Origin of the sequence: Marixanthomonas ophiurae (assembly GCF_003413745.1) — a bacterium.
Taxonomy (GTDB): Bacteria; Bacteroidota; Bacteroidia; order Flavobacteriales; family Flavobacteriaceae; genus Marixanthomonas; species Marixanthomonas ophiurae.
On the sequence record NZ_QVID01000001.1, the window covers coordinates 250,033 to 276,965 of the forward strand.

The following is a 26,933-nucleotide window of genomic DNA, read 5'->3' on the forward strand; positions in this document are numbered from 1 at the left end:
TAGCCATAAAGTTTACGTTTATTTGTCAAGTTACAGTACATCAACTCAATGAAAAAAAAGACCCGAAAAAAAATAGGCAACCTTGTTCTTAAAGCGACCCTGCTAATAACCGGCGGTATCAGTATTTTTATAATAAGCGTCCGCCTTGGTTTATGGGGCTCCATCCCAAATATGAAGGAAGTACAAGAACTTTCTCAATATGAAGCTTCTGAAATTTATGATGTAAATGATGAGCTTATTGGCAAGTTCTACTTATCTAATAGACAGCCCATCCCCTATTCTGACATTCCGCAGCACACTATTGATGCCTTACTTGCTACGGAAGACGTTCGGTTTTATGACCATAACGGGATTGACACAAAAAGTCTTTTCCGGGTGTTTTTTAAAACTATTTTAATGCAAGACGCATCTAGTGGTGGCGGTAGCACCATTACACAGCAATTGGCTAAAAACCTCTTCAGCAGAGAGAATTATGGCTTTTTAACGCTTCCAGTAGTAAAAACGAAAGAGATGATCGTCGCCCGGCGGTTAGAAAAAAACTACAGTAAAAAAGAAATCATCGAACTCTATTTTAACACCGTTCCGTTTAGTGGAAACACCTACGGAATTGAAAGTGCCGCCCTTAAGTATTTCAACAAAAAAACGATTGAACTAACTCCCACTGAAGCCGCAACACTAATCGGGACTCTAAAAGCAACGTACACCTACGATCCTAATAGGTTTCCAGAACGAAACATAAAAAGAAGGAATATCGTTCTACACCAAATGCATAAATACGAATTTTTAACCGATACTGAATATAAAAAACATATACAAGACTCCCTTAAACTAGATTACGGACATTACGATGAGCAACACGGCCTTGCTCCCTATTTTAGAGAAGAATTGCGCAACAAGATGCTCGCTTGGTGTAAAGAAAATAAAACGAAAGATGCGCCCTATAATTTATATACTAGCGGACTTAAAATTTATACAACTTTAGACAAAACCCTTCAGCAATATGCAGAAGAAGCCATAAAAGAACATCTTGGCAAGCTTCAAAAAACATTTGAAAAAGAATACGGAAAAAGCGCCCCTTGGCTTACTAATGAAGCCTTGGTTACTTCCATAGTGAAGAAAACCCAAGCTTATAAAAAATTAAAAGCTAAAGACCTTTCAGAAGAAGCAACTCTCGATTCTCTAAGCGTAAAAAGAAAAATGTGGTTGTATGATATTGACGGTAAAAAAGAAGTTGCAGCCAGTACCATTGATAGTGTACAACATTATTTAAAATTCCTAAATGCCGGAATGTTGTCCATAGACCCACAATCAGGGGCTATAAAATCTTGGATAGGAGGGGTCGATTTTGAGCATTTTAAATATGACCATGTTAAGAAAAGTAAACGACAAGTAGGCTCAACATTTAAGCCCATCGTTTACACCACCGCGTTGGAACAAGGTGTAAAGCCGTGTGATTATTTTTCAGCCCGTGAGGTGGAATACGAGAATATGGAGGGTTGGAGCCCTTCAAACTCTGGAGATGTTGATGAAAAATATCTTAACTATAGCTTACAAACGGCCTTAACCAAATCGATTAATACGGTTTCAGTAAAAGTGTTGGAGGAAGCTGGAATTGAAAATACCATCGCACTTGCCGAAAAATTAGGCATTACCTCAACCTTACCAAAAGTACCTTCCTTGGCATTGGGAACTGCTGAACTTTCTGTTTCTGAAATGGCCGGAGCATACGCCGCATATGTGAACGACAGTAAACCTGTCTCCCCTTATTACTTACTGAAAGTTGAAAATAAAAAAGGTGAATTGTTAGAAGAATTCAAACAGAAAGACACCTTACAACCAGCATTTTCTGAAATTACACGACAAATTATGATTGAAATGATGCAATCGGTAGTAAATAATGGAACGGCCAGCCGTATGCGACATACATATGGCTTACGAAACGATATCGCTGGAAAAACAGGAACCACACAATCTAACAAAGATGCTTGGTTTGTTTCGGTAATGCCAAAATTAGTAACAGTAACTTGGGTAGGCAATGATGATCACCGTATTGGTTTTAAAACTACTCGAACCGGTCAAGGCGCAAATGCAGCCTTACCAATCGCTGCGAAATTATTTCAGAAAATGAATAAGGACACAACCTTTAACTCAATTACTAAAGCGCGCTTTAAAACCCCTAATGCTACCGTTGTCGAAATGCTCGACTGCGAACCCACCAAACGCGATGGATTTTTTAAACGGTTGTTTACAAACCCTGATAAGAAAAAGAAGAGCAACTTTAAAACCAAGAAAAATTAAACCACTTCGGCTACAGTAAAAGTGCTTCCGCCAATGTAAATTAAATCGTTTTCTGAAGCGTTTTCCAATGCAGAAGCATATGCTTTGTTTATAGAATTGAATGTCATTCCTGTCAGTCCAAATTCTTTTGCTGTATTTGCTAAAATAGAAGCTTCCAATCCTCGTGGAACATCAGGTTTACAGAAATAGTAGGTAGCTTGTATAGGGAATAGTGGTAAAATACTATCCAAATCTTTATCGTTTACAACTCCTAATACAATATGTAAGTTTTCATAAGGTTCTTCTTGAATTTGCTGAAGCACCAATGCTAACCCTTCTTTATTATGAGCTGTATCGCAAATAACCCTTGGACTTTTTTGCAACGTTTGATACCGCCCCTGCAGACCGGTATTTTTAACCGTATTTAAAATGCCTTTGCAGATGTTTTCTTCGGAAATATGCCAACCATTTTCTTGAAAGACTTTTAACGCACAAACAGCAGTCTTTTTATTTTTCTGCTGATATATACCTTTTAAGTCACTTTCATATTCTGAAATCGTTTCGTTTTCAGCAAAAGTGATAAACGCATCTTTTTCTGAAGCAATTTTTTGAAAAACTTTTTTAGTGTCCGGAACTGTTTCCCCAATGACAACTGGAATGTTCGGTTTAATAATACCTGCTTTTTCCGAAGCTATTTCAGTATATGTATTTCCTAAAAAAGCCGTGTGATCAAAACCAATATTTGTAATCACTGAAACTTCTGGAGTGATGATATTGGTACTGTCCAGCCTTCCACCCAAGCCTACTTCAATAACGGCAATATCCACCTTTTGTTTACTAAAATAATCAAACGCTAGGCCGACCGTCATTTCAAAAAAAGATAGTTTATTTTCTTCTAAAAAGAATTTATTATTCGTTACAAAAGAAATGACTTTTTCTTCAGCAATCATCTGTCCGTTAACCTTAATACGTTCCCTGAAATCTTTTAAATGTGGCGATGTATACAATCCAACTTTGTAACCGGCTTCTTGTAAAACAGAGGCCAACATATGACTCACTGACCCTTTTCCGTTAGTACCAGCAACGTGAATGCTTTTAAAGTTTTGTTCGGGATTATTGAGATGTTTTGAAAGCTTCAGCGTATTAGATAAATCTTTTTTAAAAGCTGTTTTACCTACGCGTTGGTACATAGGTAATTGGGTAAATAACCACGCTATGGTTTGTTGGTAGTTAATAGGTTAATTATTTAAGGTTTAGTACAGCTATTTTATTTGCTCAAAAATAATAAGAAAACATATTAGACAACACTTAATAGTGAGTTATCTAAGATCAATAAAAGCAGTATCCCTTTTCTCTAAATATACTACAAAAGCATATTGGCCCACAACTTCGCATGCTTGTACTAAAACTAGCAACAGAATTGAGTTATAAAAGAATTCATAAATAAAATAGTTTACATACATACAAACATAAGCAATACCAGTAATAAAGGTAAAAATACCTCGTGAATGATGATCGTATATAAAAACAAAAAAGCAAGCATATAAGAAAAGGGCAAATGCTAAAAAGGCGAAAAGATGATAAACTGTCTGTGGAACTTGATCAATCGTAGCATTATACGTAACCACCATAACAAATACTACACAAATAAAGCCAACAATAAGTCCTATTTTTTCATCTAATTTTAATCTGATTTTCCATCGTTTTAAAGCAGGACGTAATAAAAGTGTTCCTAAAAGAAAGAATACCGTAAATAATGAAGCTATCCACATAAAATTATCTACAAAACCAAAAGATGCAATGGATTCAGCAATACACGTTACAAGTAAAAAAAGAATAAGAAGGATATTATGTTTTTTTACTGAAGTATAATATATTAAATAGAGACAACTAATATACAAAGGAACCAAGTAAATAGTTATTCCTATCCCAAAAAACAATGGAATGAGAATATTTAAAATTCCTATAAAGAATGTAATTCTTCTTAATAATGAAGCCTTCAATGCTTATTAGATGTTAACATTTTTTTGACAAATATAAATTATTTATCAGTTAATTAACAAATAATTAATAGTTCTATTCTGACAAGCTAAAATTATAGATAATCTTCCCTATTTGTTTGGCAGGTGCTTTATCGTCTGAATTAAATCTAGTGGCGAGAGCGGCTCGCTTTGCTGGTTCTAACAAACACTTAGAGTTGTTGGTAGTACCGCGCACCCCTGGTGTAGCACTAATGACTTTTCCGTTCCGATCCACTTCAATACTGACCACTACTTTACCAGCTTCGTTGCAGTCTTGTTCAAATTTTTTCTTATTTAAGGCCTTACGACCTCCTAACAAGTAATTACCATCACCATCTAAGCCCTTACCCGTGCCATAATAGCTTTTAGCATTGGGATCGCCATCTGGGTTTCCTTTATCACCAGCGGTATCGTCATTCCCTTCACTGCCTTTTGCTGTACCATCGCTTTTTGGTGCATTGATTAAATTAGACAAAGCATCAGTTGTGGTTTTATCAGGTTTAGGGTCTGGCTTTTTAGGTGTTTCTTTGGGTTGCTCCTTAACAGGGGTTTCTTTTTGAACTTCTTTTTTCTTTTCTTTTTTAATTACCGGTGCATCTTCCACATCTTGAGTAACTATTTCTTCTTTAATTTCGGTTTTAGATTGCGAAACAGGTGGTGGCGTGGTTTCTTTAGGTGCCGCCTTTATAGGTTCGGTGGGCTGAATGTTACCGCTTCCGGTTTCAATAGTCCCAAAATTTACAGCAATTCCGTTTTCTGGCGGTGGATCTAAATACGTTAACCCTACATAAAACAACAAAATAAGGATGATCACGTGTAGGATTACCGTGATAGTCATACTCTTTTTTTTATGTTTTGTGTCTAGTAAAGACATAATAGGTTATATATTTAATTTAGATTTTTTTTGCAGCAGGGATTGAATACGCTACCGTGTAGCGATGAAAGCCCGACCCGATTAGGGTGCTGCCCAACATATTAATTAGGCCGTACTGCTAATACTATTTTGTAGTTGTTTTTATTTGCTAAATCCATTACAAAAACGGCATCTTCAATAGGCACTCCTTCTTCAGCTCTTAAAATAATAGTTGGCTCCTTTTGTCCAGAAAGAATACTTTTCAATTGTTTTTCCATGGTATATTCACTTACTCGCTCTTTATTAACGTAGTAAGCACCGCCACTTGTTATACTTACCGACGCTTTTTGTACGCTAGTTGTTTTACCGCTTGCTTTTGGTAAAATTAAATCTAACGCATCTGGAGTTATGGCAGGCGATGTCAATAGGAAAAATACCAGCAACAGAAATACAATATCTGTCATGGAGCTCATACTAAACTCGGGACTTATTTTATTTCTACCTCTTAAATTCATTATGCTGGTTCGTTTAATAGGTCTAAAAAGTCAACCGCTGTGGCTTCCATTTGATGAACTACCTTATCGGTACGCACCACTAAGTGGTTATAACCCATATAGGCGATAATACCAACAATTAAACCTGCAACGGTTGTGGTCATTGCGGTATAGATACCTTCGGCTAATGCACCCATTTCAGCTTGACCACTACTAGTTGCCAATTGATGGAATGCCAAAACCATACCAATTACAGTACCTAAGAAACCTATCATTGGTGCAGCACCAGCAATGGTTGCAAGGATACTCACATTTTTTTCTAGCTTGTAAACTTCTAATCTTCCAGCATTTTCAATAGCAGTGTTTATATCTTCTAACGGGCTCCCTATTCGAGAAATTCCTTTTTCGGTAAGTCTTGATACCGGGCTATCTTGTTGTGCACAAAGTACTTTAGCTCCTTGTATGTTTCCACCTGCTACGTGATCCCTGATTTGGTTCATAAAATTACTGTTGATCTTTGAAGCTGCTTTGACTGCAAAAAGCCTTTCAAAATATATATAAACAGCTACAAACAGTAGGATAAACAATACCCCAATGATAATCTGGGCTGCTAGGCCCCCGTTCATTACGAGTTCAAGTACGGAAAGTGTTTTTTCGGTTGTTTCAGGCTCTGCAGCTTGTGCTGCTTCTTCTGCACCTTCCTGAATTAAGAAGTTTAGCATAAATTGTTTACAGTTTTATAGGATAACGCCAAATGACATTAGAAATTGTTACACATGATGAAATATCACTCTTTCAAATAATAAGAACACTCCTGCTCCTACTATAAAGCCTATGAAGGCTAACCAAGTGATTTTTTTAAGGTACCAGATAAAGTCGATTCGCTCCATACCCATTGCAGCTACACCAGCAGCTGAACCAATAATAAGCATACTTCCACCTGTTCCTGCCGAATAGGCTATAAAATGCCATAACACCGAATCGGTTGGAGAATCGTACATTCCCATAGATGCTGCTACTAAAGGCACATTGTCAATAATTGCAGAGAATATACCTAATAATATTACTACCACATCTTGATTAGGGATTGCCATATCTAATTGCTCTGCGGCATAACGAAGTGTTCCTACTTGCTCTCCACTTACTGCGCCAAACACTAGGGCCTCAAGTCCTGCAACCGCCATTAATATACCTAAGAAGAATAAAATACTCGATATTTCAATTCTCGATAAAGCTTTATGTGCTGAATACAAATGACGTCTTTCATTGCTGAAATCTTCTTCTGGATGAATATATTCTGAAACAAGCCATACTACACCTAATGCTAACATCATCCCCATATAAGGCGGTAAATGTGTAAGAGTTTTAAAAACAGGTACCGAAACAATCATTCCTAATCCTAAGAACAGCATGGTTTTACTACTCAACAGACGTTCGGCAACTGTATCTTTTGTAGAATCTACTTCAATATTTCCGCGAAAGGGTTTTAAGTAACTTGCTATAAAAAACGGAACAACAAAGCAGAAGATGGAAGGCAAAACTACAAACTCTATTAAACCAGCAGCAGTTACTTTATCGTCAATCCAAAGCATTGTGGTGGTAACATCTCCTATTGGAGACCAAGCACCACCTGCGTTTGCAGCGATTACAACCATAGCTGCATACCACAACCTATCTTCTCTTTTATGAATTAATTTACGCAGTAATGTAACCAAAACAATAGTAGCTGTTAGGTTATCAATTATTGCTGAAAGTATAAAAGCCAATATACCGATAATCCACAGCAACTTACGTTTGCTTTTTGTTTTTACAGCGCCTTTTAATATTTCAAATCCTCGGTGCAGGTCGATTATTTCGACGATGGTCATCGCACCAATAAGAAAAATTAATATTTCAGCTGTTTTTCCTAAATGATGCAGTAGCGTATTCTTAAAGCCTTCATCTGCCGCTTCTCCTCCGGTTAGGTAACTAAAGGCATTATCGTGCGAATCGACCACATTGAACCAGCCACTGTGAAAACCGACAGCAAGTACGGCCCAAATTAAAGCCGCCATAATTAAGGCGGGCACAGTTTTATCTAATTTTAAAGGATGTTCTAATGTAATGGCTAAGTAACCTATTACAAAAATTAAAATAATAATCGATTCCATTTTCTTTAAGGGTGTATATTATATCAACTGTTTTAAGGCAATTTCAAAAGCGGTTTTACTAATGTTTGTTTTTGTACTGTTATTATCAAATGTGTTTTGAATAGCATTTTTAATGGTCATAGATGTATCATTAAAAATAGCTTCATCTGTCATTTGTACTTTGCGTTCCATAAAGTACGCAAATACACGTGCCATTCCACAATTACTTATAAAATCGGGTATTAAACTTACCCGTTCATCTGTATATTCCATAATAGGACCAAAGAAAATTTCTTTATCTGCAAAAGGCACGTTAGCCCCACAACTAATTACTTCTAGTCCACTATCGATCATTTGCGATATTTGTTCTTTAGTAATTAAACGAGAAGCGGCACAAGGAGCAAATATTTCAGCATCTAGTGTCCATATCTTACTATTTATTTCTTCAAAAGAAAGCATATTTTCTGCTACGAGAGTATTTCCGTTTTTATTTAGAAACAACTCTTTAATCTCATCAAACGAATATCCATCTTCATTAATAATCCCGCCTGCTCTATCAATAATACCAACCACTTTGGCTCCCATTTGAGATAGGTAGTAAGCAGCAGCAGCTCCTACATTTCCAAAGCCTTGTACAATGGCTTTTTTTTCTTTAATGTTTCCGCCGTAAATATCATAATAATGGCGTACTGCTTCGGCCACACCATACCCAGTAACCATATCGGCTACTGTATATTTACGCATCACGTCTGGTGAATAGGTGTTGTTTTCTAAAACTTTAATTACTCCTTGGCGTAACTGACCAATTCTATTAATTTTATCAGCTTCGGTAGGTGTAAAATGTCCCGTAAATACTCCTTCTTGCGGATGCCAAACACCACTTTCTTCAGTAATAGGAATCACTTCGTGTATTTCATCAACATTCATATCACCTCCAGTACCATAGTAAGCCTTCAATAAAGGTGAAACTGCTTTATACCAGCGCTCCAAAACACCTTTTTTACGAGGATCTGCAGGGTTAAAGTTAATTCCAGATTTTGCACCTCCAATTGGTGGACCAGAAACTGTAAATTTCACTTCCATGGTTTTTGCCAATGACAAGACCTCATTCATATCAAGACCTTCTCGCATACGCGTACCACCACCAGCAGCACCACCTCTTAGTGAGTTGATAACGGTCCAGCCTTCGGCTTCGGTTTCGGGGTCATTCCAGTGAAAAACAATTTCGGGAGATTTATCTTCGTACTTTTTAAGTAATTGTTTCATTAAATGGTAAGTTAAGCTACAAATATAAAAAACTTAAAAACGGTTGCTCTTCTTTTTAGCTAATTTTTAGATGTTAAAAACCATTCCAGATGAATGATCTTGTTTTGCTCCTGTTACACTAGCTATGCAGTTTACCTCATCTCGAAGTTTTAGTACACCTAACAATCCGAAAATAAGTGCTTCTTTGTTCTCAATTAATTCTTCTGAAGGAATTACTATTTGGACATTTCTAATAGCCTGTAGACGTTCAATTAAAAATGAATTATAAACCCCTCCTCCAGTAATTAACACTTTTTTCCCTTCGGAAAATTGACGCGCCAACTGTATAGCAATGTGTTCAACATAGGTTCGTAATATATTTCTTGAAGTTTCTTCAGAAGCTTCTAAAATTGGATATATATATGCTTGAACCCATTCTAACCCCAATGATTTAGGTGGTTTTTCATTGTAAAAGTTCAAATGATTTAACTGATTTAATAGTCCTTCATTTATTTCGCCTGAAGCTGCCATCTTTCCACCATCGTCGTACGGTTGTCCTAATTTTTCTGCATATAAATTTAATACAATATTCACAGGGCAAATATCGTAGGCAATTCTATCTCCGTTTTTTTCATAAGAACAATTTGCAAACCCTCCTAGGTTTAAACAATAATCAAAATCTGGAAAAAGCAACTGATCACCAATAGGGACCAAAGGCGCTCCTTGTCCGCCAAGCTTTACATCTTGTACTCGAAAATCGCAAACTACTGTCTCGTTAATTAAAGTAGCTAGCTTGGGCAAATTTCCTATCTGTAGCGTGACTTCTTTTTCTGGTTTATGCAAAATAGTATGACCATGACTACAAACAGCATCGATCGTTGTAATTTTATGTTTTGAGATAAATGCTGAAATAATTTGAGAAAGATAATCTGTATAATTTTCATTTAAGCCCGTAAGTTTCTCTTCAGAATAATGAACCGCTTCTTGAAGTGTTTTCTTCCAAATAGTTGGATATTCTATTGTTTCAGAAGCACCTATTTTAAAATTCCACTTCTTTTCTTCTGAAATTTCAAAAAAGCATTCAGCCACATCAACTCCATCAAGAGACGTACCACTCATAACACCTAAAACGTGATAATTGTTCTTTTTCATATAGCAAAAATAACGAAATAACATCCTCTTAGTACTTTTAAAAAGCCGAATTAAGTTCAATAAATTACACTAAGTTGTAAAGTTTTGGAAATTGGAACTTCAGATTTGAGATTTACTTTAATTACGGTATCTTTGCACGACTTTTAGTAATACATTTTTAAAACAAACTTATGGATTTCAGTCTTTCCGAAGAACATATCATGATTCGCGATGCAGCCCGCGATTTTGCAAACAACGAATTAAAACCCGGGGTTATTGAGCGGGACAACAAACAGGAATTTCCTGCAGAACAGGTTAAAAAAATGGCCGAGCTTGGCTTTTTAGGTATGATGGTAGACCCAAAGTACGGCGGTGGCGGTATGGATACCATAAGCTATGTTTTGGCTATGGAAGAGTTAAGTAAAGTTGATGCTTCGTGTTCCGTAATTGTTTCAGTAAACAACTCATTGGTTTGTTGGGGACTTGAGACCTACGGAAATGAAGAACAAAAACAGAAGTATTTAACCAAATTAGCAACTGGTGAATCTATCGGCGCGTTTTGTTTAAGTGAACCTGAAGCTGGTAGTGATGCAACTTCACAACGCACAACTGCAATTGACAAAGGTGACCATTACATTTTAAACGGAACTAAAAACTGGATTACCAACGGTGGTACAGCCGATTACTACTTGGTAATTGCTCAAACTGATAAAGAAAAAAAACATAAAGGTATCAACGCTTTTATAGTTGAAAAAAGTTGGGATGGTTTTGAAGTTGGCCCAAAAGAAGATAAATTAGGAATTCGCGGTAGTGATACACATACATTAAACTTTAACGATGTAAAAGTGCCTAAAGAAAACCGAATTGGTGAAGATGGTTTTGGCTTTACATTCGCTATGAAAACCTTAAGCGGTGGTCGTATTGGTATCGCTGCACAAGCTTTAGGAATCGCAGCAGGTGCATACGAATTGGCTCGCGATTACTCTAAAATTAGAAAAGCATTTGGCACTGAAATTTCTAACCACCAAGCTATCGCCTTTAAATTGGCTGATATGCATACCGAAATAACTGCTGCTCGTCATTTAGTAATGAAAGCTGCTTGGGACAAAGACCAAGGCAACAATTACGATATGAGCGGTGCAATGGCTAAATTGTACGCTAGTAAAGTGGCAATGGACACCACTGTTGAAGCAGTTCAAGTCCACGGTGGGAACGGTTTTGTAAAAGAATACCACGTAGAACGTTTAATGCGTGATGCAAAAATCACACAAATTTACGAAGGAACCAGCGAAATACAGAAAATTGTTATTTCAAGAGGATTGTTGCGAGATTAATCTCGGCACTTCGACTCCGCTGAGTAACCATACATAAAAATAAAACCCGGCTTTTAGTCGGGTTTTTGTTTATCTGATATTTAATATATTTACTGAAAGCTAGCTGAGCGGAGTCAAAGCTATAAAAAGAAATTCCACACCAATCCAAATCGTATCACTGCATCACGATACGGATAACCAGGTGCTGAAAATTGATTGTTAGTACTTTTAAACAATTGGTTAAAATGCTCCCACTTAAAGTAAATACGCGTCTGTTTTATTTTTGCACTCAAGAAAACATCCATTAATGGAAAGCCACCTAATTTTTGATCATTTTGCACATAAAACTCTGCCAAAACAGGATCGTAGGCGTTCATATTATATTCAGCAAAGTATTTAAAAGTAACCCCTGTTTGTAAAAACAATGCTTTTTTGAAAAATTCATCTTGAAAGTATAGCGTATTTCTAGTCACAATCTGCGGAACATTAAACACCTCTTCTCCACTCACTGCCTGTTGAAACAATACCGTATTATCCAATGCAAACTTTCCGTAACGAATTTCTTTTTGGGCTTTTACTTTTAAATAATCCACTCGATCACCAAACTGATGAGGAGTTGGAGTTGAATCGTTCTCTTTAATAGCATAATAGGTATAATCATCAATCCCTGTGTAACTTACTGAAGCATTAAGCAGTTTTTTTGATTGCAACTCAAATTTTAACTCTTGCCTTTTTACGTTTTCAAAGCTGTTTTGCCAGTTGTAATTAACATAATCACTTTGGTATAATTGATAGCCAAAATTAGGCGCTACCGAATGTATGGTGGCCGAAGCCTCTACCTTATTATCTTCATTAAATGAAAAAGAAGCGGCTCCTTGTAAGTAATTAGCATCATAATCTCCCGAAATATTGATAGCTCCTTTTCCGGAAAGTTCAAACCCTCGGTATTCTTTTTTATATCCAGCCCCAAACTGAACCAAATTGCCCTGTAATCTATTTGTGATACGCCCTTCGTCTAAAATTAAAACGGAATTATACCCATAATTATAATCTGTATAACCCGCAAAAGCACTAATTGTTCCTAAAAGACTATTTTCTAGACGCGCGTAACCTTGTACGTTAAAATCTTCTAAGGTTGTTTTAGTTCGCAGATTGGTATTTTCATACGATTCACCGTAGCTTTCATATGGAGCATCTTGGGTATACAGAAAAGATTTTTCTTCGTAGCTAAAACGATTTCCAATTGCCAATACATTATAATTAGTACTGTCTCGTTGACTAATGAGTTCATATTCGTGATCCGCATAGAAACGTAACCCCTTCAATAAGTTTTCAGCGTCTTCAAAATTAACATCAATACGGCCTCGGTCGTTAAACTCGGGGTCATCATTTACAAACAAATCAATCGAATTTGCTGGCAAACCACCATTTTCTTCATTTAAAATATCCTGTGCAGCAATATGAGCTCGAACTTTATAGCGTTTACTTTTTGTAGTGTAATTAGTAGTAAAACGGAAGTTTCCAGAGCTCGTTAAAATATTTTGGTACGTTCCCAATGACCGAACTCCTTTATATGCAATCGAGAAATTAAACTGTTCGTTCGTATTTACTGTAAAAAAGGCGTCCAGCTGCTGGCCTTGTTCAAAAGCAGTTTTAAAATATAATTCAGATAAAGGTGTCGGGACATTGTAATACTTCATATCCTCAACATCCATATAATTAAAATGGTGTGATTGCGCTACAAAAAGAGGTTTCAAATTCAGTTTATCAAAACTATAGGCAAGAGAATTATAAGGTTGCCCAACATTTGAAAAAGGCAATAACTCAAATTGATCCCTTCGTAAGTAGTTAAATTTATATTCCTTTTGAACGCTCAAGGTGGTATCTACATAAGTAGTATCACGATCTGTAGAAATAATCCTATATAACTCTATAGGTGGCTTTTCGGGTTTCTCAGTATTTTCTATAGGGTCTTGAGCAAACAGGTTATTTCCGACAGAGAGAAAAAGAAGTAGTAAAAGCAGGTTTTTCATTGATTTTTTACTTTCAGGGCAAAGGTATACTTTTGAACGGAATTCTTTATTTTAAATTTTAATGCTGAAGCTTAAAATAAACAAAAAATTAATTGAATGCGGCACCGACGAAGCCGGAAGAGGCTGTTTAGCGGGTCCTGTTACCGCTGCAGCGGTTATTTTACCAAATGATTTTAGTCACCCTTTTTTAAACGATAGCAAGCAGCTTTCAGAAAAAAAGAGGCTTCAACTCAAAGAAATCATTGAAAAAAAAGCCATCTGCTACGCCTATACTCACGTAATGATGGACGAAATAGATGAAATCAACATTCTAAATGCATCTATTTTGGCAATGCATCGCTCTATTAAAAAATTAACACAACAACCTGAATTTATCGCCATAGATGGTAATCGATTTAAACCCTACGGCGAAACCCCTTTTGAATGTGTTATTAAAGGAGATGGAAAATATTTGCACATTGCTGCGGCCTCAATTTTAGCGAAAACTGAACGAGATGCCTTTATGGCACGTATTCACGAAGAACACCCAGAATACAACTGGAAGAAAAACAAAGGCTATCCCACGAAAGAACACCGCTCTGTCATTAAAGAATTAGGCGCAACTCCCTACCATCGAAAAAGTTTTAAGTTATTACCCGAGCAATTGAAGTTAAATTTAAAAACTAAATAATTGAGTTTATTCTCCCACAGTTTAGGGGAGGTACCGTAGGCGGAGGGAGACTGTTAACAACCCGTCAATAAATCGTTACCATCTTAAGATAATCTAGACAAATTACTTGTTATTTTTGTAAGGATGGTGTACACTAAAATTTTAGCACTAGTATGTATTGTTTTGCTTTGGGGCTGTGATCAATCTGTTACCAAAAAAGAAGAATTGATAGACTTTGTTCCGCAAAACAGCGATTTGGTTTTAAAGATTGCAAACTTTGAAACGTTACAGAGCGATTTAAAAAATAGCGCACTTATTTCTGAATTTAGTAAAACTAAGGCTATCACTTATTTTACTGAAGCCCACACCCTTTTTAAACACCTCAACCCTAAGAGCGAAAGTTTTCTTTCCATAAGTAAAAGAAACGATAGTATTACAGATTATACGTTTATTGCACGGCAAGATTCCTCTTTATTTAACATCGATTCTATACAAAACCGCTCGGTTGAGACCTTAAAGCTTGATGATATTTCCTTACAACGCATTAACATTGAAAACAAAACAGCATATTCTGCTATTCAAGACAGTGTATTTATTGCCAGTAGTTCTCAAGAAATAATTACAGCTATTTTAAGAGGAAAAAACAAATTAACCCCTGATTTTAAAAAAGCTATTTCGGTAAAAGAAAATAGTGAACTTACCGCGGTAATCAACAATCCCAAAGTATTTTTAAACGATTCAACTACTGTAAACTTTGCCACAAATATAGCTTTGGATATTTCGGTATTACCAAACGCCTTAACAGCAACCGGAGTTGCTCTAGCACGAGATACCGTTCCACAATTATTAAAAATATTTGAAGGGCAAGTGCCGCAGCAGAACGACCTAAAACAAATTATCCCTAAAAATGCTTTATCTGCTGTATCGTACACGTATAATGATGCTGTGACTTTGTCTGAAAACTTACAGAAATTTCAAACAGCAACGCTTTCTGAAAATACAAACAGTATTTTAGGTTCGGTTAATGAAATAGGTGAAATTTTTCTGAAAGAAGGAAGTGCAATTGTATTAAAGAGTATTGATAACGATATGACGAACGAGGCGTTAGGACAATTTATCTCAGAAAATAACTCGTTTCGAGAAACAACTATTTACGATTTTAACCAACCCGGTTTATTGCATAAAACGCTCAATCCATTAATTAGTAACACTAAATTATCACAAGCTTTTCAATTAGACGATTTTTTTGTGTTTTCAGAAAATGAAGCGGTTACACAAACCATTATCACTGCTTATAAAAATAATGATGTACTAAGCAAAAGTTATTATTTTGAAGATGCATCAACACAATTGAGCAACGCCTCTTCTATTTTAATTTACAAAATGGGCGATAAGATTACAGATGCTATTGCTCCTTATTTTTCTTCAGAAATTGCAAATATTTCACTTTCAAACTATCCATTGGCGCTACTTCAGTTTACGTACGATCGTGATTTTGCACACGTGAATTTGGTTTGCAAAGAAGCTTCAGAAGCCAAACAGACAACAGGAACGGTTGCTGAAAAATTCAGCATTGAATTGGAGAATACCATTTTAGGCGACCCCCAACTATTTACCAATCACCGAACTAATGGGAAGGACATTGTTGTTCAAGACATTGGGAATAAGTTGTATTTTATTTCAGAAGAAGGAAAAACACTTTGGACTAAAAAACTGAACAATCCTATTCTTGGTAAAATCCATGAGGTAGATGTGCTTCGAAACGGTAAAAAACAATTGGCTTTTGTTACTAAAAACGACTTTTATGTTTTGGACAGAACCGGAAATAATGTGTCGCCTTTTCCGCTTCAATTTAAAGACGAAATAACCCAACCCCTCTCCGTTTTTGATTACGATAACAACCGAAAATACCGTTTTATCATTACCCAAGGCAAGGAATTGTTTATGTACAATAACAGTGGCAACATTGTAAAAGGCTTCACTTTCGAAAAAGCAAAAAGCAACATTGTGCTTCCACCGCAGCACATACGGATGGGCAACAAAGATTACATTGTAATTGCTGAAGAAAACGGGCATTTGAACATCTTGCACCGGACTGGGAAAGTACGCGTCCCACTTTCAAAAAAGTTCAAATTTTCAGAAATACCTATTGAAGAAGAAAAAAATGATTTTGTGGTAATTACGAAAGACAACAACAAAATCAGTATTTCGCAAACCGGAAAAACAACTACCCAAACCTTAAATGTAAGCAACAGCTACGGTTTTGTAATAAATGGGAACATAAAAGCTACAATGGATGACAACTTATTGCGCATTAACGGCAAACTGGTTGAATTACCTTTTGGTATATATAGCCAGCCCAAAATTTTTACGGTAAACCGAAAAAAATATATTACCACCACCGAAACACAGGAAAGTAAAGTATATGTTTTTGATGCCTCGGGCGACCTTTTAAATGGTTTTCCTGTGTATGGCACCTCTGCTTCAGAAATTGGTAGGTTATCTTCAAAAAGTAAGATTGGCATCGTTGTAAAAGGCTCGGAAAAAGAGGTTGTTTTATATGAATTTTAATCATAACCTATTGATAATGTGATACATTTACCCAGGTTGTTAACGAGATTATCGTTTATCCTATTCTGATAATTGTAACACACATTCGTTACAATAGCACCAATCCAATACTCTAAATATGCTTAAAATTGTGTACCTTTAAGTACAATTTTTTCAACATGAAAAACCTACTCTTCTTCCTCATTTTTTGTTCTGTTCTTTCTTTTGGGCAGGACAAGGTAAAAATTGACTCGATACAATCAGTTTCACAAAAAATTACCATTTTAGATAGTGTAAAAAACAATTCTTATAAGAGTCTTCTTTATGACTATATGTATGTTGATAAAGACTTCGCATCTTTAATATAAAAAACCACTTTAAAGTATGACAACTCTCTGCCGCTGTTACCTCCTGCTTTTTTTTGGTCTTACTCTTCACGCACAAAACTCAAAAATGATTGAATCTTTAGAAAAAGATATTTCTAAAGCTTCAACAATCGATCAAAAAATTGACTCATACATCGCCATTTTTGAATATAGCCTGAACAATTCTCCTGAAATTTTTAAAAAATATCACGATCAACTTGCCAGTTTAAAAAATAACAGTTGTGAAAAATGTAAGGGGGTGGCCGGTTGTTATATGGGCAACTACCATAAACAAATGAATGATTATGTGAGTGCCATAGAAGCCTACAAGAAAGGCTCAAAGCACGCAAAAAAAGCCAATGATAAAGAGACTGAAGCTAGGTGCTATGCCTATATATCTGAACGCTATCTGGTGCTTCGAAATTTTGAAAAAGCCAAGTATTACGCCCAAAAAATTATAGATGAAAATGTGAAAGGCACAGTGAACAAAAATTTATTGAGTGCACACTTTATTCTTGGTTCTATTCACAACACCATGGGATTTACAGATCTTTCGGTCAAGGAATATGCGATAACGGACTCTCTGGCAGATTTATTACCAATTAAAATTTCAGGGTTTTACAAAGGGGCCGTCAATAATAACTTGGCAAAGTTGTTCAGGGAAATAAAAGATTACGATAAGAGCCAAGAGTATTTGATAGAAGCTAAGAAAGGATTTGCTAAAATAAATGACACCTTTAATGTCATGTCTGTCAATTTCCATTATGGTATTTTACAAACAGACCGAGGCAACTACCAAGAAGCGTTAGACACCATACCCACGGTTCAAAGCTATTTCAAAAAAAATAATTTTAGCTATGACGAAGCTGTTGCAAATTTATACTTAGGTATTTCGAGCAATGGAGTAAAAAAGTACAAGGATGCACTTATATACCTTAAGGATGCTCAAGCTCTTTTTAGTAAGGTAGGAGACACGCTTACCATGGCCGAGACACACTATTATGCTGGTGAGAGCTACATGGGATTGGGAGATTATCGGTCGGCTAAAGTTAAATTAGACAGTGCCTTATATTTTGCAAACTATATGAAGGTAAAGCCTGTACAGATTGCCGTTTTGCATAATTTATCACGTTACTCTCAAGAGACCGAGAATTATAAAGCAGCTTTCACTTATGAAAAAATTAGAGACTCCTTAAATAATACGTTTCAAGAGGATCTTAACAAAAAGAACACGCAAGCACTTGAGATCAGTTTTCAAACAAAAAAGAAAGAACAGGAAATTGCCTTGTTAACTTCTAAAAATCAATTAGCAGAAGAACAAAGGAAAAATGAACGCATATTATTTCTTGGAGGCTTAATCTTACTTTCTATCGCAGGTTTGTTTTTATTCATTCAATATAGAAACCGCCGAAAAACAAACAAAAAGCTGCAAGAACTAGACACTTTAAAATCCACTTTTTTAGCCAACATCTCACACGAATTCCGTACGCCGCTAAGTTTAATAAAAGGACCTATTGTGGATCAACTGGAACTAAAAACGCTTCCCAAAAACCAACGTAGCAATCTTTTGGCAGCACAACGCAACACCAATAAACTAGAGTCTTTAATTGAACAACTTTTGGCACTTTCTAAGTTGGAAAGTGGAACTATTAACCTACAGGTTCAACCTGGCAACCTCTCTTCTTTTATTGCCGCACATATAGAAGTGTTCAATTATATATTTTTAGAAAAGCAACTTGAAACCAATATAAGTCTTTCAACGGAAAATACCACAGATTGGTTTGACCGTGATTTGATTGAAAAAGTGATGTCAAACTTATTGGGCAACGCCATAAAATACACCCCAGATAAGGGAAAAGTAACTCTTATGGGTAAAAGAGTCAAAAATACTTACAAGCTATCAGTTAAAAATAGCGGCGTTTTTTTAAGTACAGAACAACAAAAGAATATCTTCCAACGGTTTTACCAAACCGACCCAAAAAACCCAGGTACAGGCATAGGTTTGGCTCTTACAAAAGAGCTTATTGAACTCCATAAAGGAACTATTACGGTAAAAAGTGAAGAAGATGATTATACCGAATTTATCATTTCTATCCCCATCACTAAAGATTCTTACACAGAAACAGAGAAACTTGTCGAAGAGTTGCAAAAACCTATCCCTGAAAATATATCTATACAAGAAGTGGACACCATAACCACGATTACAAGTAATGAAGACGCCCCAATTTTATTAATTGTGGATGACAGCCAAGAAATAAGGGACTATGTGGCTTCCATTTTTGAAAAAGAATATTTGATTTTTAAAGCCGGAAATGGAAAAGAAGGTTTTGAAATCGCAAGGTCTGAAGTTCCAGATATTATTATAAGTGATGTACTAATGCCTATTGAAGATGGTTTTACCCTTACTAAAAATATAAAAGAAGATCCGCTCACTTCGCACATCCCTGTTATTTTATTAACAGCAAAAAATAAAGTAGTGGACAAATTGGAAGCCATGGGGCTTGGAGCCGATGCATACATTACAAAACCATTTAGTTCAAAATTGGTCAAGGCTACAGCGGCCAACCTGATTGAAACCCGTAGAAAATTACAACAGCGTTTTGCTAAAGAAGTAATACTAACCCCAAAGGAATTAGCTATTTCTTCTGCAGACGAGCAATTTTTAGAACGTTTGCAGCTAATCATGGACAAACACTTGACCAACCCAGAACTCACAGTCGATCTTTTTAGCAGTGAAATGAACGTAAGCCGTATGCAACTTCACAGAAAATTAAAGGCTTTGACAGGATATTCAACCACAGAATTTTTGCGAACACAACGGTTAAAATTAGCCGCTCAATTGCTAAAAGGTGGTAAAATTTCAGTTTCAGAAGTAGGATACACCGTTGGGTTTAACGATGCCTCCTATTTTGGAAAATGTTTTAAAAAGGAGTTTGGCTGTGCCCCTTCCGATTTCGCTACTAAATAAACATCTTCCATTAACAATAAAGTTGGTTTAGTTACATACATACTAACTTTTGTTACATATACCCTTACCCTCGTTACATATACACCCCTTTTTGTTACACACCTACCAATCAGCTTGTTGTATATATGATAGTTTTACCACGTGAAATAATTCACTACCATAAAAACTATATATAATGAAAACAATTTTTACTTTTATGCTACTGCTTATCGGTATGGTAAGCATGGCGCAGGACAAGATTTACGTGCACACCGCAACGGCAGCAAACATTGTTGGGAACACTACTTATATTGACCATCCAGACCTTAACAATAACCCCGATGCCCCTATTGTCTACGTAAATAATTTTAACCCAGGAGGCTTGGGCGGAACTTATAATGACAATGTATCGGGATTATGGTACACTGGTGACCAATGGACTATTTACAACCAAGATTTCACGCCTATAATCGAAGGAACAAGCTTTAACATTTATATAGCGAGTGATCCTAGCAATGTTTTTACCCATATAGCCACAGTAGCAAATACCAGTGCTCACATAACCAGTATGGATAATCCATTATTGAATGGGCAGGATCCAGGACCATTCTTAGCGATGTCACACTATTATAACCCAAACAACGTTTACAATACTGGTAATTACGGGCAATATTATGCTAGCGATTTAAGGAGACTGTATGATGAAGACCAAACTACTGCTGTGCCCTTAGGAGCTGCCTTTAAAGTATTAGTGGATGGAGGTGTAGGATCCACACGCACTGAGCACACATCCTCAGCTTCAAATATTACAGGTAATTGGACCACTATAGACCATTCTGCCTTGAACGGTAATCCAGACGCTACGTTTGTGATGAGCCATTATTGGGGTGCGAATGGCGCTCCTAGCCAAGTATATCTTGATGCGGTTTTGGGGGTTTGGTATACTGGCAGCAATTGGGCTATATACACTGAAGATACGAGCATCGCTTTTCCTGAGAATGTTGCTTTTGACATTATTATAGCGCCACAGGAGGTGCTGAGTGTAGAAGAAAACCAATTGGCAACCACAGTTAAAATGTACCCAAACCCTGCCAATGATGTTCTTACCATAGCAGCCAACACAACCATAACCAGTGTTGAAATATATAATCTGTTAGGACAAAACATAGCTACTACTAAAGGTAATGGTGACAATATCTTGCAAATCGATGTTTCAAACTATGTAGCAGGAAACTATCTTGCTAGAGTTACTACTGGAAAATCAAGTGAGACCCTAAAATTAATTAAAAATTAATTCTTTCTTAAAACCAATAACGCTGTTTTTAAGCAATTAAACCTTTAAAAAAGATTCCGGGAATAACACCTCGGAATTTTTTTCCGAAGTAACTTTTCTTAAAAAGAAACAATAATTAAAAGTCATTCTAAAGCCCTGATCATACTACTTTGTTACAATACCACCGGTATTTGTTACAATGGTACGAGTCTTCTTTTAAGTTGGCTTATACATTTACAACACAATACTTCCCATTATAATGAGCAATACAAAAAAAATATTCATAGGGAGTTTAGATTATGCGCCAAGACATGATATATACCTGAACATTACAAACCTAAAAGACGGAAAATATGTACTTCATATAAGTCATAAAAATAAGGTAATTAAAAAAACAACTTTTAAAAAAAAGAAACAAAACCATTAACAAAATCTTTTACACATGAAAACAATTAAAGTATTAAGCATTCTATTTTTATTTATAGGTGCTACGACAACAACCCAAGCCCAGTTCTGGAAAAAACTGGGTGAAAAAGTAGGAGACGCTGCCGAGCGTGGGGTACAACGCACTATAGAAAGACGCGTAGAAACAGAAACGACAAAAAGTACCGACCGGACGCTGGACACTATTATTGAAGCTCCCAAAAAATCTAAAAAAGAAAAAAGAAAAGAACGCAAAAAGAAAAAGAATAATGGAGGGAACATCATTGGTGGGGACGCTAATACCGAGCAAACGAATAGTCCAAATGAAACCGTGGTAAATTCTAATTTCGATTTTACACCAGGAAACATCGTCATTTTCGAAGATAATTTCAGCCGCGACAATCTAGGTGACTTCCCAGCAAACTGGGATAGTAACGGGTCTGCCGAACTGGTGAACATCAATGGCGAAAAATGGCTTCGATTGGGAAACAAAGCAACTATTTTACCGATACTGAACAATCCCCTTCCTGAAAATTATACCATCCAGTTTGATCTTTTTACTGAAGGTGTGGACAAAAAAACAAGTTCTCAAGCTTTTTTTAAACTACTGCTACACGATAACAAAGGGTTCCAAAAACCTACATCATTTAGTATGGTCGAGCTTTCCCCCTGCCAGTTTATAGAATCTCAAGGTGTGATTGAAAAGCAAGTAAATGGCTCACGGGAAATACGTAATAAAATTGGTAAAGATTATAGAGACGTCATTGTTGGAAAATCTAAAATATCAGTTGCTGTAAATAAAACACGCATGCGAGTTTGGCTTAATGAAGAAAAAATTGTGGATGTTCCTAGGTTAGTCCCAGAAGACGCAAATAACTTTAAGTTATATACCACAGGGTTACGTGATAATGGTACAAACGATAAGATTTATATTGCAAATTTTTCGATGGCAAAAAGCGGGGAAGACAATAGAAGCAAATTACTTACCGAAGGACGCCTTTCTACCAATGCCATTTTGTTTAATACAGGATCTGCAACCATTAAAAGTGGTAGTGAAACTATTTTAAAAGAAGTAGGCGAAGCCATGCAAAGTGCTCCTAACATACGAATTATGATCGTGGGTCATACCGATGCAGACGGAGATGCCAGTAGCAACCTCAAACTTTCAGATGAGCGCGCAAAATCGGTAAGAAAAGCTTTAGTAGATCAATACGGAATTAATGTTGGGAGAATACAAACCGATGGAAAAGGCGAAAGCAACCCGGTTGCAGATAATAATTCTTCTACAGGAAAAACCCAAAATAGACGCGTTGAATTTATAAAGCTTTAAAAATAGTACTCATTCTAAATTTCAAATTAAAAAAGAAACACATGAAAAATTTCAAAATAATTATCACTTGTATTTTTGCTCTTATCCTAACGAACTCAATAACTGCTCAAGATAATTGTAGCACTTTTTATCCTTTTGAAGAAGCTGTAACATTTCAAATAACCAACTATAGCAAAAACAACAGAGTAGCTGCGATTACAGATTTTCTAGTTACCGATGCTTCAAGCAATTTTGCTACATTCAAATCTTTTTTAAGAGATAAAGATGGCGAAGTATTAAACGAAGCTACCTTTACTATGTCTTGTGAAAATGACGGTATTGTGGTAGACATGGAATCGCTTTTAAATCCGCAATTACTAGATAACTATAGAGATTTTGAAACTGAAATTTCTGGAACCAAAATAGTAATTCCTAACAATTTACATGTTGGCCAAGAATTACCAGATGCTACTATGACCATGCTTGTAGATATGAGTGGCATTAATTTAAGAATGGAAGTGTCTATGACAGATAGAACTGTAGTAGATAGAGAGACTATAACAACGAGCGCGGGAACGTTTGATTGTTTTGTAATTGGCTATACAAATACGATAAATATGGTAATGAACAGAACCACTACCGCCAAGCAATGGATCTCTAAAGGTGTAGGGATGGTAAAACAAGAAGACTATAACAGACGTGGGAGAGTTACGAGCAGTAGCTTGCTAACAGATTTTCATAGATAAACTTAAGCTACAATTAATAAAAAACCGGAGTGCTGTTAGGCTTCGGTTTTTTGATGTAGTTCCGCTTCAAAAAGTTGCGCAAAATGTTTTAGGAGTTTTCCTTTTACTTCTTCTATGTTTATTTCGGCTTTGCCTAATTCTACATTTAAAGAAGTTACTGCTTTTCCTTTAATTCCGCAAGGAATCATATGGTCAAAATAGCCTAAATCGGCATTAATATTTAATGCAAAACCATGCATAGTTACCCAACGACTAGCGCGAACACCCATTGCACAAATTTTACGGGCAAATGGCGTCCCCACATCGAGCCAAACACCTGTTTCACCTTCGGAACGTTCAGCTTTCAAACCATATTCAGCTAATGTTAACACAACCATTTCTTCTAATAATCGTAAATATTTATGAATATCGGTAAAAAAATTTTCAAGATCTAAAATAGGGTATCCTACTATTTGTCCAGGTCCATGATAGGTGATATCACCACCACGGTTAATTTTATAAAAGGTGGCACCAATTTCAGATAGTTTTTCTTCAGAAACCAATAAATTGGAAAAATCACCACTTTTCCCCAACGTATAAACGTGAGGGTGCTCTACTAACAATAAATAGTTAGGGGTATCATGTTCAGTATCTTCCCGTCGGTTTTTCACTTTACAATCAAGGATTTTACTAAAAAGTAATTCTTGATATTCCCAACTTTCCTTGTAGTCTTTTCGCCCTAAATCTTCAATCTGGATATAATTATTTGCCATCCCGAATCTTATAATATTATGAGAAACAAAATTAATAGTATTAAATTACTTTTCAGGGTTATTTAAAAAAATAGCATTGTGGTGATCAAAAACATGAAGTATTTCTTTAAAAAGATGCTAAAGCACAGTATATTTACGGTAATTATTCAGAAAAAAATTATAAATGATGAAAAAAACTACAAGTAAAAACCTTGTATTCCTGCTGTTTGTGTTATTCAGTTTTGGTATGCAAGCTCAAAACCCATCATCTTTATGGAGCCCTATAGCTCCTCAAGATGTAAAGGTGCAAAAAAAAGAGACACGGAACGCTATGCCTTCCGATTTTGAATTATTCAATCTAGAAACGGAAGACCTAAAAACTCTTTTAGCAACCGCGCCTTCAAGAAAGACCACATCAACTTCAAATGTAATCATTACCCTTCCTACCGAAGATGGATTACAAAAATTTAAAGTATTTGAAGCTTCTATATTTAGTGAAGGTTTAAGTGAAAAATTTCCAGGAATTAACTCCTACGTAGGGCAAGGTATTGATGACCCTACTGCTATGGCACGATTTAGTGTTTCACAAGTTGGAGTGCATGTAATGATTTTATCTGCTAAGCATACTACAACGTACATTGATCCTTACACTAAAGACAAAACAGCTTATATCAGTTATTCGCGGGCAAGCTTGCCAGCAGATACCAATAACTTTGTATGCCACGTTGAAGATAACTTGCCGGCCAACCTTCCTGATGTAGGAGATAAACCTGCACAAAGAAATGCTGACGACGGAATGCTTCGTACTTTTAGACTTGCTTTAGCTTGTAACGGTGAATATGCACAGTGGCACTTAAATAATCAAGGAGTAGACCCTAGTGAAACAGACGCTGTTAAAAAGGCTGCCGTTCTTTCTGCTATGAATGTAGCTATGACACGTGTAAATGGTATTTATGAAAGAGATTTAGCTGTAACAATGGAATTTATTCCTGAAAATGAAGATATCATCTTTTTAGATACTGCTACAGACGGACTAAGCAACAACAGTGGTATGATAAACCAAATACAAGCTGTAATTGATAACGCAGTAGGCTTTAATAGCTATGACATTGGTCACGTATTTAGTACTGGTGGCGGTGGTATTGCCCAATTGAACTCACCTTGTACTTCTAATAAAGCACGTGGAGTAACTGGATTACCACAACCTATTGGAGACGGTTTTTATGTAGATTATGTATCTCACGAAATGGGACACCAATATGGTGGAAATCATACTCAAAATAATAACTGCCAACGATCAAATGCTTCTGTAGAGCCAGGAAGTGCCTCAACAATCATGGGGTATGCGGGTATTTGCCCACCAAATGTACAAAGCGTTAGTGATGATTATTTTCACGCTATAAGCATTCAAGAAATGTGGAGTAATATTACAGTTGGCAACAGTCAATGTGCTGACCAAACACCAACAGGAAATGATGCTCCTACAGCTGATGCAGGTGCAGATTTTACTATTCCAAAGTCAACACCTTTTATCTTAAAGGGTAATGGTACCGATCCAAACTCTGGAGATGTACTCACCTATAGTTGGGAACAATTCGATTCTCAAGTTGCAGCTATGCCACCACAAAATACCTCAACTGGAGGTCCTGCATTTAGATCTTTAGATCCTATGGCATCACCTAACAGATATATGCCTGCTTTACCTACTGTTTTAAATGGAAGCACCCAATCTACTTGGGAAGTTGTCCCTGCAGTAGGGCGTTTACTAAGGTTTAGACTAACAGTTCGTGATAATGTAGTAGGCGGTGCAGCAAGTGCCAGTGATAATACTCGCATTACAGTTGATGGTGATTCTGGTCCTTTTGTTGTAACCTCGCAAGACAATAATCCTGAGTGGAAACAAGGATTGCAATACACTATTACTTGGGATGTAGCCAATACAGATGTTGCTCCTGTTGATAGTCCAACCGTTGATATTTTATTGAGTATAGATGGTCTTAATTACGACACAGTATTGATAGCAGGAACTCCAAATGATGGTAGTGAAGTAATCACAGTACCTGGTGTTGACAATACTGAAGATGCAAGAGTTATGGTAGCTGGTACAGACCATTTATTTTATGCTCTAAATGCAGAAGATATCCTTATTGATGAAAATTTAAGCGTTGACGAAGCTTCTCTTGAAAACTTTACCCTTTGGCCAAACCCAACTACAGGACTTGTAAACCTTGAATTTGTAACCACAACTTCAAGTAAGGTATCTGTAGCTGTTTACGATGTTAGAGGAAGACAAGTTGCAGGTGAAGAATACAATAATCAAGGCGGAACTTTTAAAGAAACATTTAATTATAGTTCTTTAAATTCTGGCATGTATTTTATCACTGTTACTAATGGCGATAAAAAAGTAACTTCTAAACTTTTAAAGAATTAATACACTTTAAATT

Annotated in this window: 19 protein-coding genes; 9 read left to right on the top strand and 10 right to left on the bottom strand. The window is 36.2% G+C overall.

The features are described 5' to 3' along the window. Positions 1-48: 48 nt before the first annotated feature. Positions 49-2,298, top strand: coding sequence for a penicillin-binding protein 1A (locus tag DZ858_RS01185; protein WP_117157747.1), 2,250 nt, complete (start codon positions 49-51; stop codon positions 2,296-2,298). On the opposite strand, the gene DZ858_RS01190 is transcribed toward DZ858_RS01185, so the two are convergent. The 8 genes from DZ858_RS01190 to DZ858_RS01225 all read right to left on the bottom strand — a co-directional run bounded on the left by DZ858_RS01190 (position 2,295) and on the right by DZ858_RS01225 (position 10,171). Then, the gene (locus DZ858_RS01190) at positions 2,295-3,512 is read right to left on the bottom strand and encodes a bifunctional folylpolyglutamate synthase/dihydrofolate synthase (protein ID WP_117157748.1); all 1,218 of its coding nucleotides are present in this window, start codon (positions 3,510-3,512) and stop codon (positions 2,295-2,297) included. The two genes, DZ858_RS01185 and DZ858_RS01190, sit on opposite strands and share 4 nt — an antisense overlap. Positions 3,513-3,596: 84 nt before the next feature. After that, positions 3,597-4,280, bottom strand: a complete 684-nt coding sequence (locus DZ858_RS01195; RefSeq protein WP_117157749.1) for a hypothetical protein — start codon at positions 4,278-4,280, stop codon at positions 3,597-3,599. A gap of 73 nt (positions 4,281-4,353) precedes the next feature. Next, positions 4,354-5,172, bottom strand: coding sequence for an energy transducer TonB (locus tag DZ858_RS01200; protein ID WP_117157750.1), 819 nt, complete (start codon positions 5,170-5,172; stop codon positions 4,354-4,356). 101 nt (positions 5,173-5,273) lie between these two features. Continuing rightward, positions 5,274-5,666, bottom strand: a complete 393-nt coding sequence (locus tag DZ858_RS01205; RefSeq protein WP_117157751.1) for an ExbD/TolR family protein — start codon at positions 5,664-5,666, stop codon at positions 5,274-5,276. Next, a complete protein-coding gene (locus DZ858_RS01210; RefSeq protein WP_117157752.1) occupies positions 5,666-6,367 on the bottom strand; it encodes a MotA/TolQ/ExbB proton channel family protein in 702 nt (233 codons plus the stop codon). Before DZ858_RS01210 ends, DZ858_RS01205 begins: the two co-directional genes overlap by 1 nt. A gap of 48 nt (positions 6,368-6,415) precedes the next feature. Further along, positions 6,416-7,795, bottom strand: coding sequence for a sodium:proton antiporter NhaD (gene nhaD / locus DZ858_RS01215; protein WP_117157753.1), 1,380 nt, complete (start codon positions 7,793-7,795; stop codon positions 6,416-6,418). Between the two features lie 18 nt (positions 7,796-7,813). Beyond that, the gene (locus DZ858_RS01220; protein WP_117157754.1) at positions 7,814-9,040 is read right to left on the bottom strand and encodes a Glu/Leu/Phe/Val dehydrogenase dimerization domain-containing protein; all 1,227 of its coding nucleotides are present in this window, start codon (positions 9,038-9,040) and stop codon (positions 7,814-7,816) included. Positions 9,041-9,106: 66 nt separating this feature from the next. Then, positions 9,107-10,171 (bottom strand): anhydro-N-acetylmuramic acid kinase, encoded by a 1,065-nt coding sequence (locus DZ858_RS01225; RefSeq protein WP_117157755.1) that lies wholly within the window; start codon positions 10,169-10,171, stop codon positions 9,107-9,109. A 170-nt stretch (positions 10,172-10,341) separates the two neighbouring features. On the opposite strand from DZ858_RS01225, the gene DZ858_RS01230 reads away from it, so the two are divergent. After that, positions 10,342-11,484 (top strand): acyl-CoA dehydrogenase, encoded by a 1,143-nt coding sequence (locus DZ858_RS01230; protein WP_117157756.1) that lies wholly within the window; start codon positions 10,342-10,344, stop codon positions 11,482-11,484. Positions 11,485-11,603: 119 nt separating this feature from the next. Here DZ858_RS01230 and DZ858_RS01235 read toward each other — a convergent pair whose 3' ends face one another. Continuing rightward, the gene (locus DZ858_RS01235) at positions 11,604-13,496 is read right to left on the bottom strand and encodes a putative porin (RefSeq protein WP_117157757.1); all 1,893 of its coding nucleotides are present in this window, start codon (positions 13,494-13,496) and stop codon (positions 11,604-11,606) included. Between the two features lie 61 nt (positions 13,497-13,557). On the opposite strand from DZ858_RS01235, the gene DZ858_RS01240 reads away from it, so the two are divergent. The 6 genes from DZ858_RS01240 to DZ858_RS01265 all read left to right on the top strand — a co-directional run bounded on the left by DZ858_RS01240 (position 13,558) and on the right by DZ858_RS01265 (position 23,758). Next, positions 13,558-14,166 carry a ribonuclease HII gene (locus tag DZ858_RS01240; protein WP_117157758.1) on the top strand — a complete coding sequence of 203 codons (609 nt, stop codon included), beginning with the start codon at positions 13,558-13,560 and terminating at the stop codon, positions 14,164-14,166. Positions 14,167-14,289: 123 nt separating this feature from the next. Further along, on the top strand, positions 14,290-16,716 hold the full coding sequence (locus DZ858_RS01245) for a hypothetical protein (RefSeq protein ID WP_117157759.1): 2,427 nt from the start codon (positions 14,290-14,292) through the stop codon (positions 16,714-16,716). A 432-nt stretch (positions 16,717-17,148) separates the two neighbouring features. Then, positions 17,149-20,028 (top strand): response regulator, encoded by a 2,880-nt coding sequence (locus tag DZ858_RS01250; RefSeq protein ID WP_158548333.1) that lies wholly within the window; start codon positions 17,149-17,151, stop codon positions 20,026-20,028. Positions 20,029-20,203: 175 nt separating this feature from the next. Next, on the top strand, positions 20,204-21,301 hold the full coding sequence (locus DZ858_RS01255; protein ID WP_117157761.1) for a T9SS type A sorting domain-containing protein: 1,098 nt from the start codon (positions 20,204-20,206) through the stop codon (positions 21,299-21,301). Between the two features lie 421 nt (positions 21,302-21,722). Further along, a complete protein-coding gene (locus DZ858_RS01260; protein ID WP_117157762.1) occupies positions 21,723-23,033 on the top strand; it encodes an OmpA family protein in 1,311 nt (436 codons plus the stop codon). 41 nt (positions 23,034-23,074) lie between these two features. Next, the gene (locus DZ858_RS01265; RefSeq protein ID WP_117157763.1) at positions 23,075-23,758 is read left to right on the top strand and encodes a TapB family protein; all 684 of its coding nucleotides are present in this window, start codon (positions 23,075-23,077) and stop codon (positions 23,756-23,758) included. Positions 23,759-23,793: 35 nt separating this feature from the next. On the opposite strand, the gene lipB is transcribed toward DZ858_RS01265, so the two are convergent. Continuing rightward, on the bottom strand, positions 23,794-24,510 hold the full coding sequence (gene lipB, locus DZ858_RS01270; protein ID WP_117157764.1) for a lipoyl(octanoyl) transferase LipB: 717 nt from the start codon (positions 24,508-24,510) through the stop codon (positions 23,794-23,796). Between the two features lie 163 nt (positions 24,511-24,673). Here lipB and DZ858_RS01275 point away from each other — a divergent pair, with 163 nt between their 5' ends. Next, the gene (locus DZ858_RS01275; protein WP_117157765.1) at positions 24,674-26,920 is read left to right on the top strand and encodes a zinc-dependent metalloprotease; all 2,247 of its coding nucleotides are present in this window, start codon (positions 24,674-24,676) and stop codon (positions 26,918-26,920) included. Positions 26,921-26,933 lie beyond the last annotated feature (13 nt).

What these genes read in the sequence shown, in the direction of transcription:
- DZ858_RS01205 (WP_117157751.1), bottom strand. Translation starts at nt 5,666, where the DNA reads ATGAATTTAAGAGGTAGAAATAAAATAAGTCCCGAGTTTAGTATGAGC.
- DZ858_RS01255 (WP_117157761.1), top strand. Translation starts at nt 20,204, where the DNA reads ATGAAAACAATTTTTACTTTTATGCTACTGCTTATCGGTATGGTAAGC.
- DZ858_RS01225 (WP_117157755.1), bottom strand. Translation starts at nt 10,171, where the DNA reads ATGAAAAAGAACAATTATCACGTTTTAGGTGTTATGAGTGGTACGTCT.
- DZ858_RS01265 (WP_117157763.1), top strand. Translation starts at nt 23,075, where the DNA reads ATGAAAAATTTCAAAATAATTATCACTTGTATTTTTGCTCTTATCCTA.
- DZ858_RS01220 (WP_117157754.1), bottom strand. Translation starts at nt 9,040, where the DNA reads ATGAAACAATTACTTAAAAAGTACGAAGATAAATCTCCCGAAATTGTT.
- DZ858_RS01235 (WP_117157757.1), bottom strand. Translation starts at nt 13,496, where the DNA reads ATGAAAAACCTGCTTTTACTACTTCTTTTTCTCTCTGTCGGAAATAAC.
- DZ858_RS01250 (WP_158548333.1), top strand. Translation starts at nt 17,149, where the DNA reads ATGATTGAATCTTTAGAAAAAGATATTTCTAAAGCTTCAACAATCGAT.
- DZ858_RS01240 (WP_117157758.1), top strand. Translation starts at nt 13,558, where the DNA reads ATGCTGAAGCTTAAAATAAACAAAAAATTAATTGAATGCGGCACCGAC.
- DZ858_RS01185 (WP_117157747.1), top strand. Translation starts at nt 49, where the DNA reads ATGAAAAAAAAGACCCGAAAAAAAATAGGCAACCTTGTTCTTAAAGCG.
- lipB (WP_117157764.1), bottom strand. Translation starts at nt 24,510, where the DNA reads ATGGCAAATAATTATATCCAGATTGAAGATTTAGGGCGAAAAGACTAC.
- DZ858_RS01245 (WP_117157759.1), top strand. Translation starts at nt 14,290, where the DNA reads ATGGTGTACACTAAAATTTTAGCACTAGTATGTATTGTTTTGCTTTGG.
- DZ858_RS01200 (WP_117157750.1), bottom strand. Translation starts at nt 5,172, where the DNA reads ATGTCTTTACTAGACACAAAACATAAAAAAAAGAGTATGACTATCACG.
- DZ858_RS01210 (WP_117157752.1), bottom strand. Translation starts at nt 6,367, where the DNA reads ATGCTAAACTTCTTAATTCAGGAAGGTGCAGAAGAAGCAGCACAAGCT.
- nhaD (WP_117157753.1), bottom strand. Translation starts at nt 7,795, where the DNA reads ATGGAATCGATTATTATTTTAATTTTTGTAATAGGTTACTTAGCCATT.
- DZ858_RS01230 (WP_117157756.1), top strand. Translation starts at nt 10,342, where the DNA reads ATGGATTTCAGTCTTTCCGAAGAACATATCATGATTCGCGATGCAGCC.
- DZ858_RS01275 (WP_117157765.1), top strand. Translation starts at nt 24,674, where the DNA reads ATGATGAAAAAAACTACAAGTAAAAACCTTGTATTCCTGCTGTTTGTG.
- DZ858_RS01260 (WP_117157762.1), top strand. Translation starts at nt 21,723, where the DNA reads ATGAAAACAATTAAAGTATTAAGCATTCTATTTTTATTTATAGGTGCT.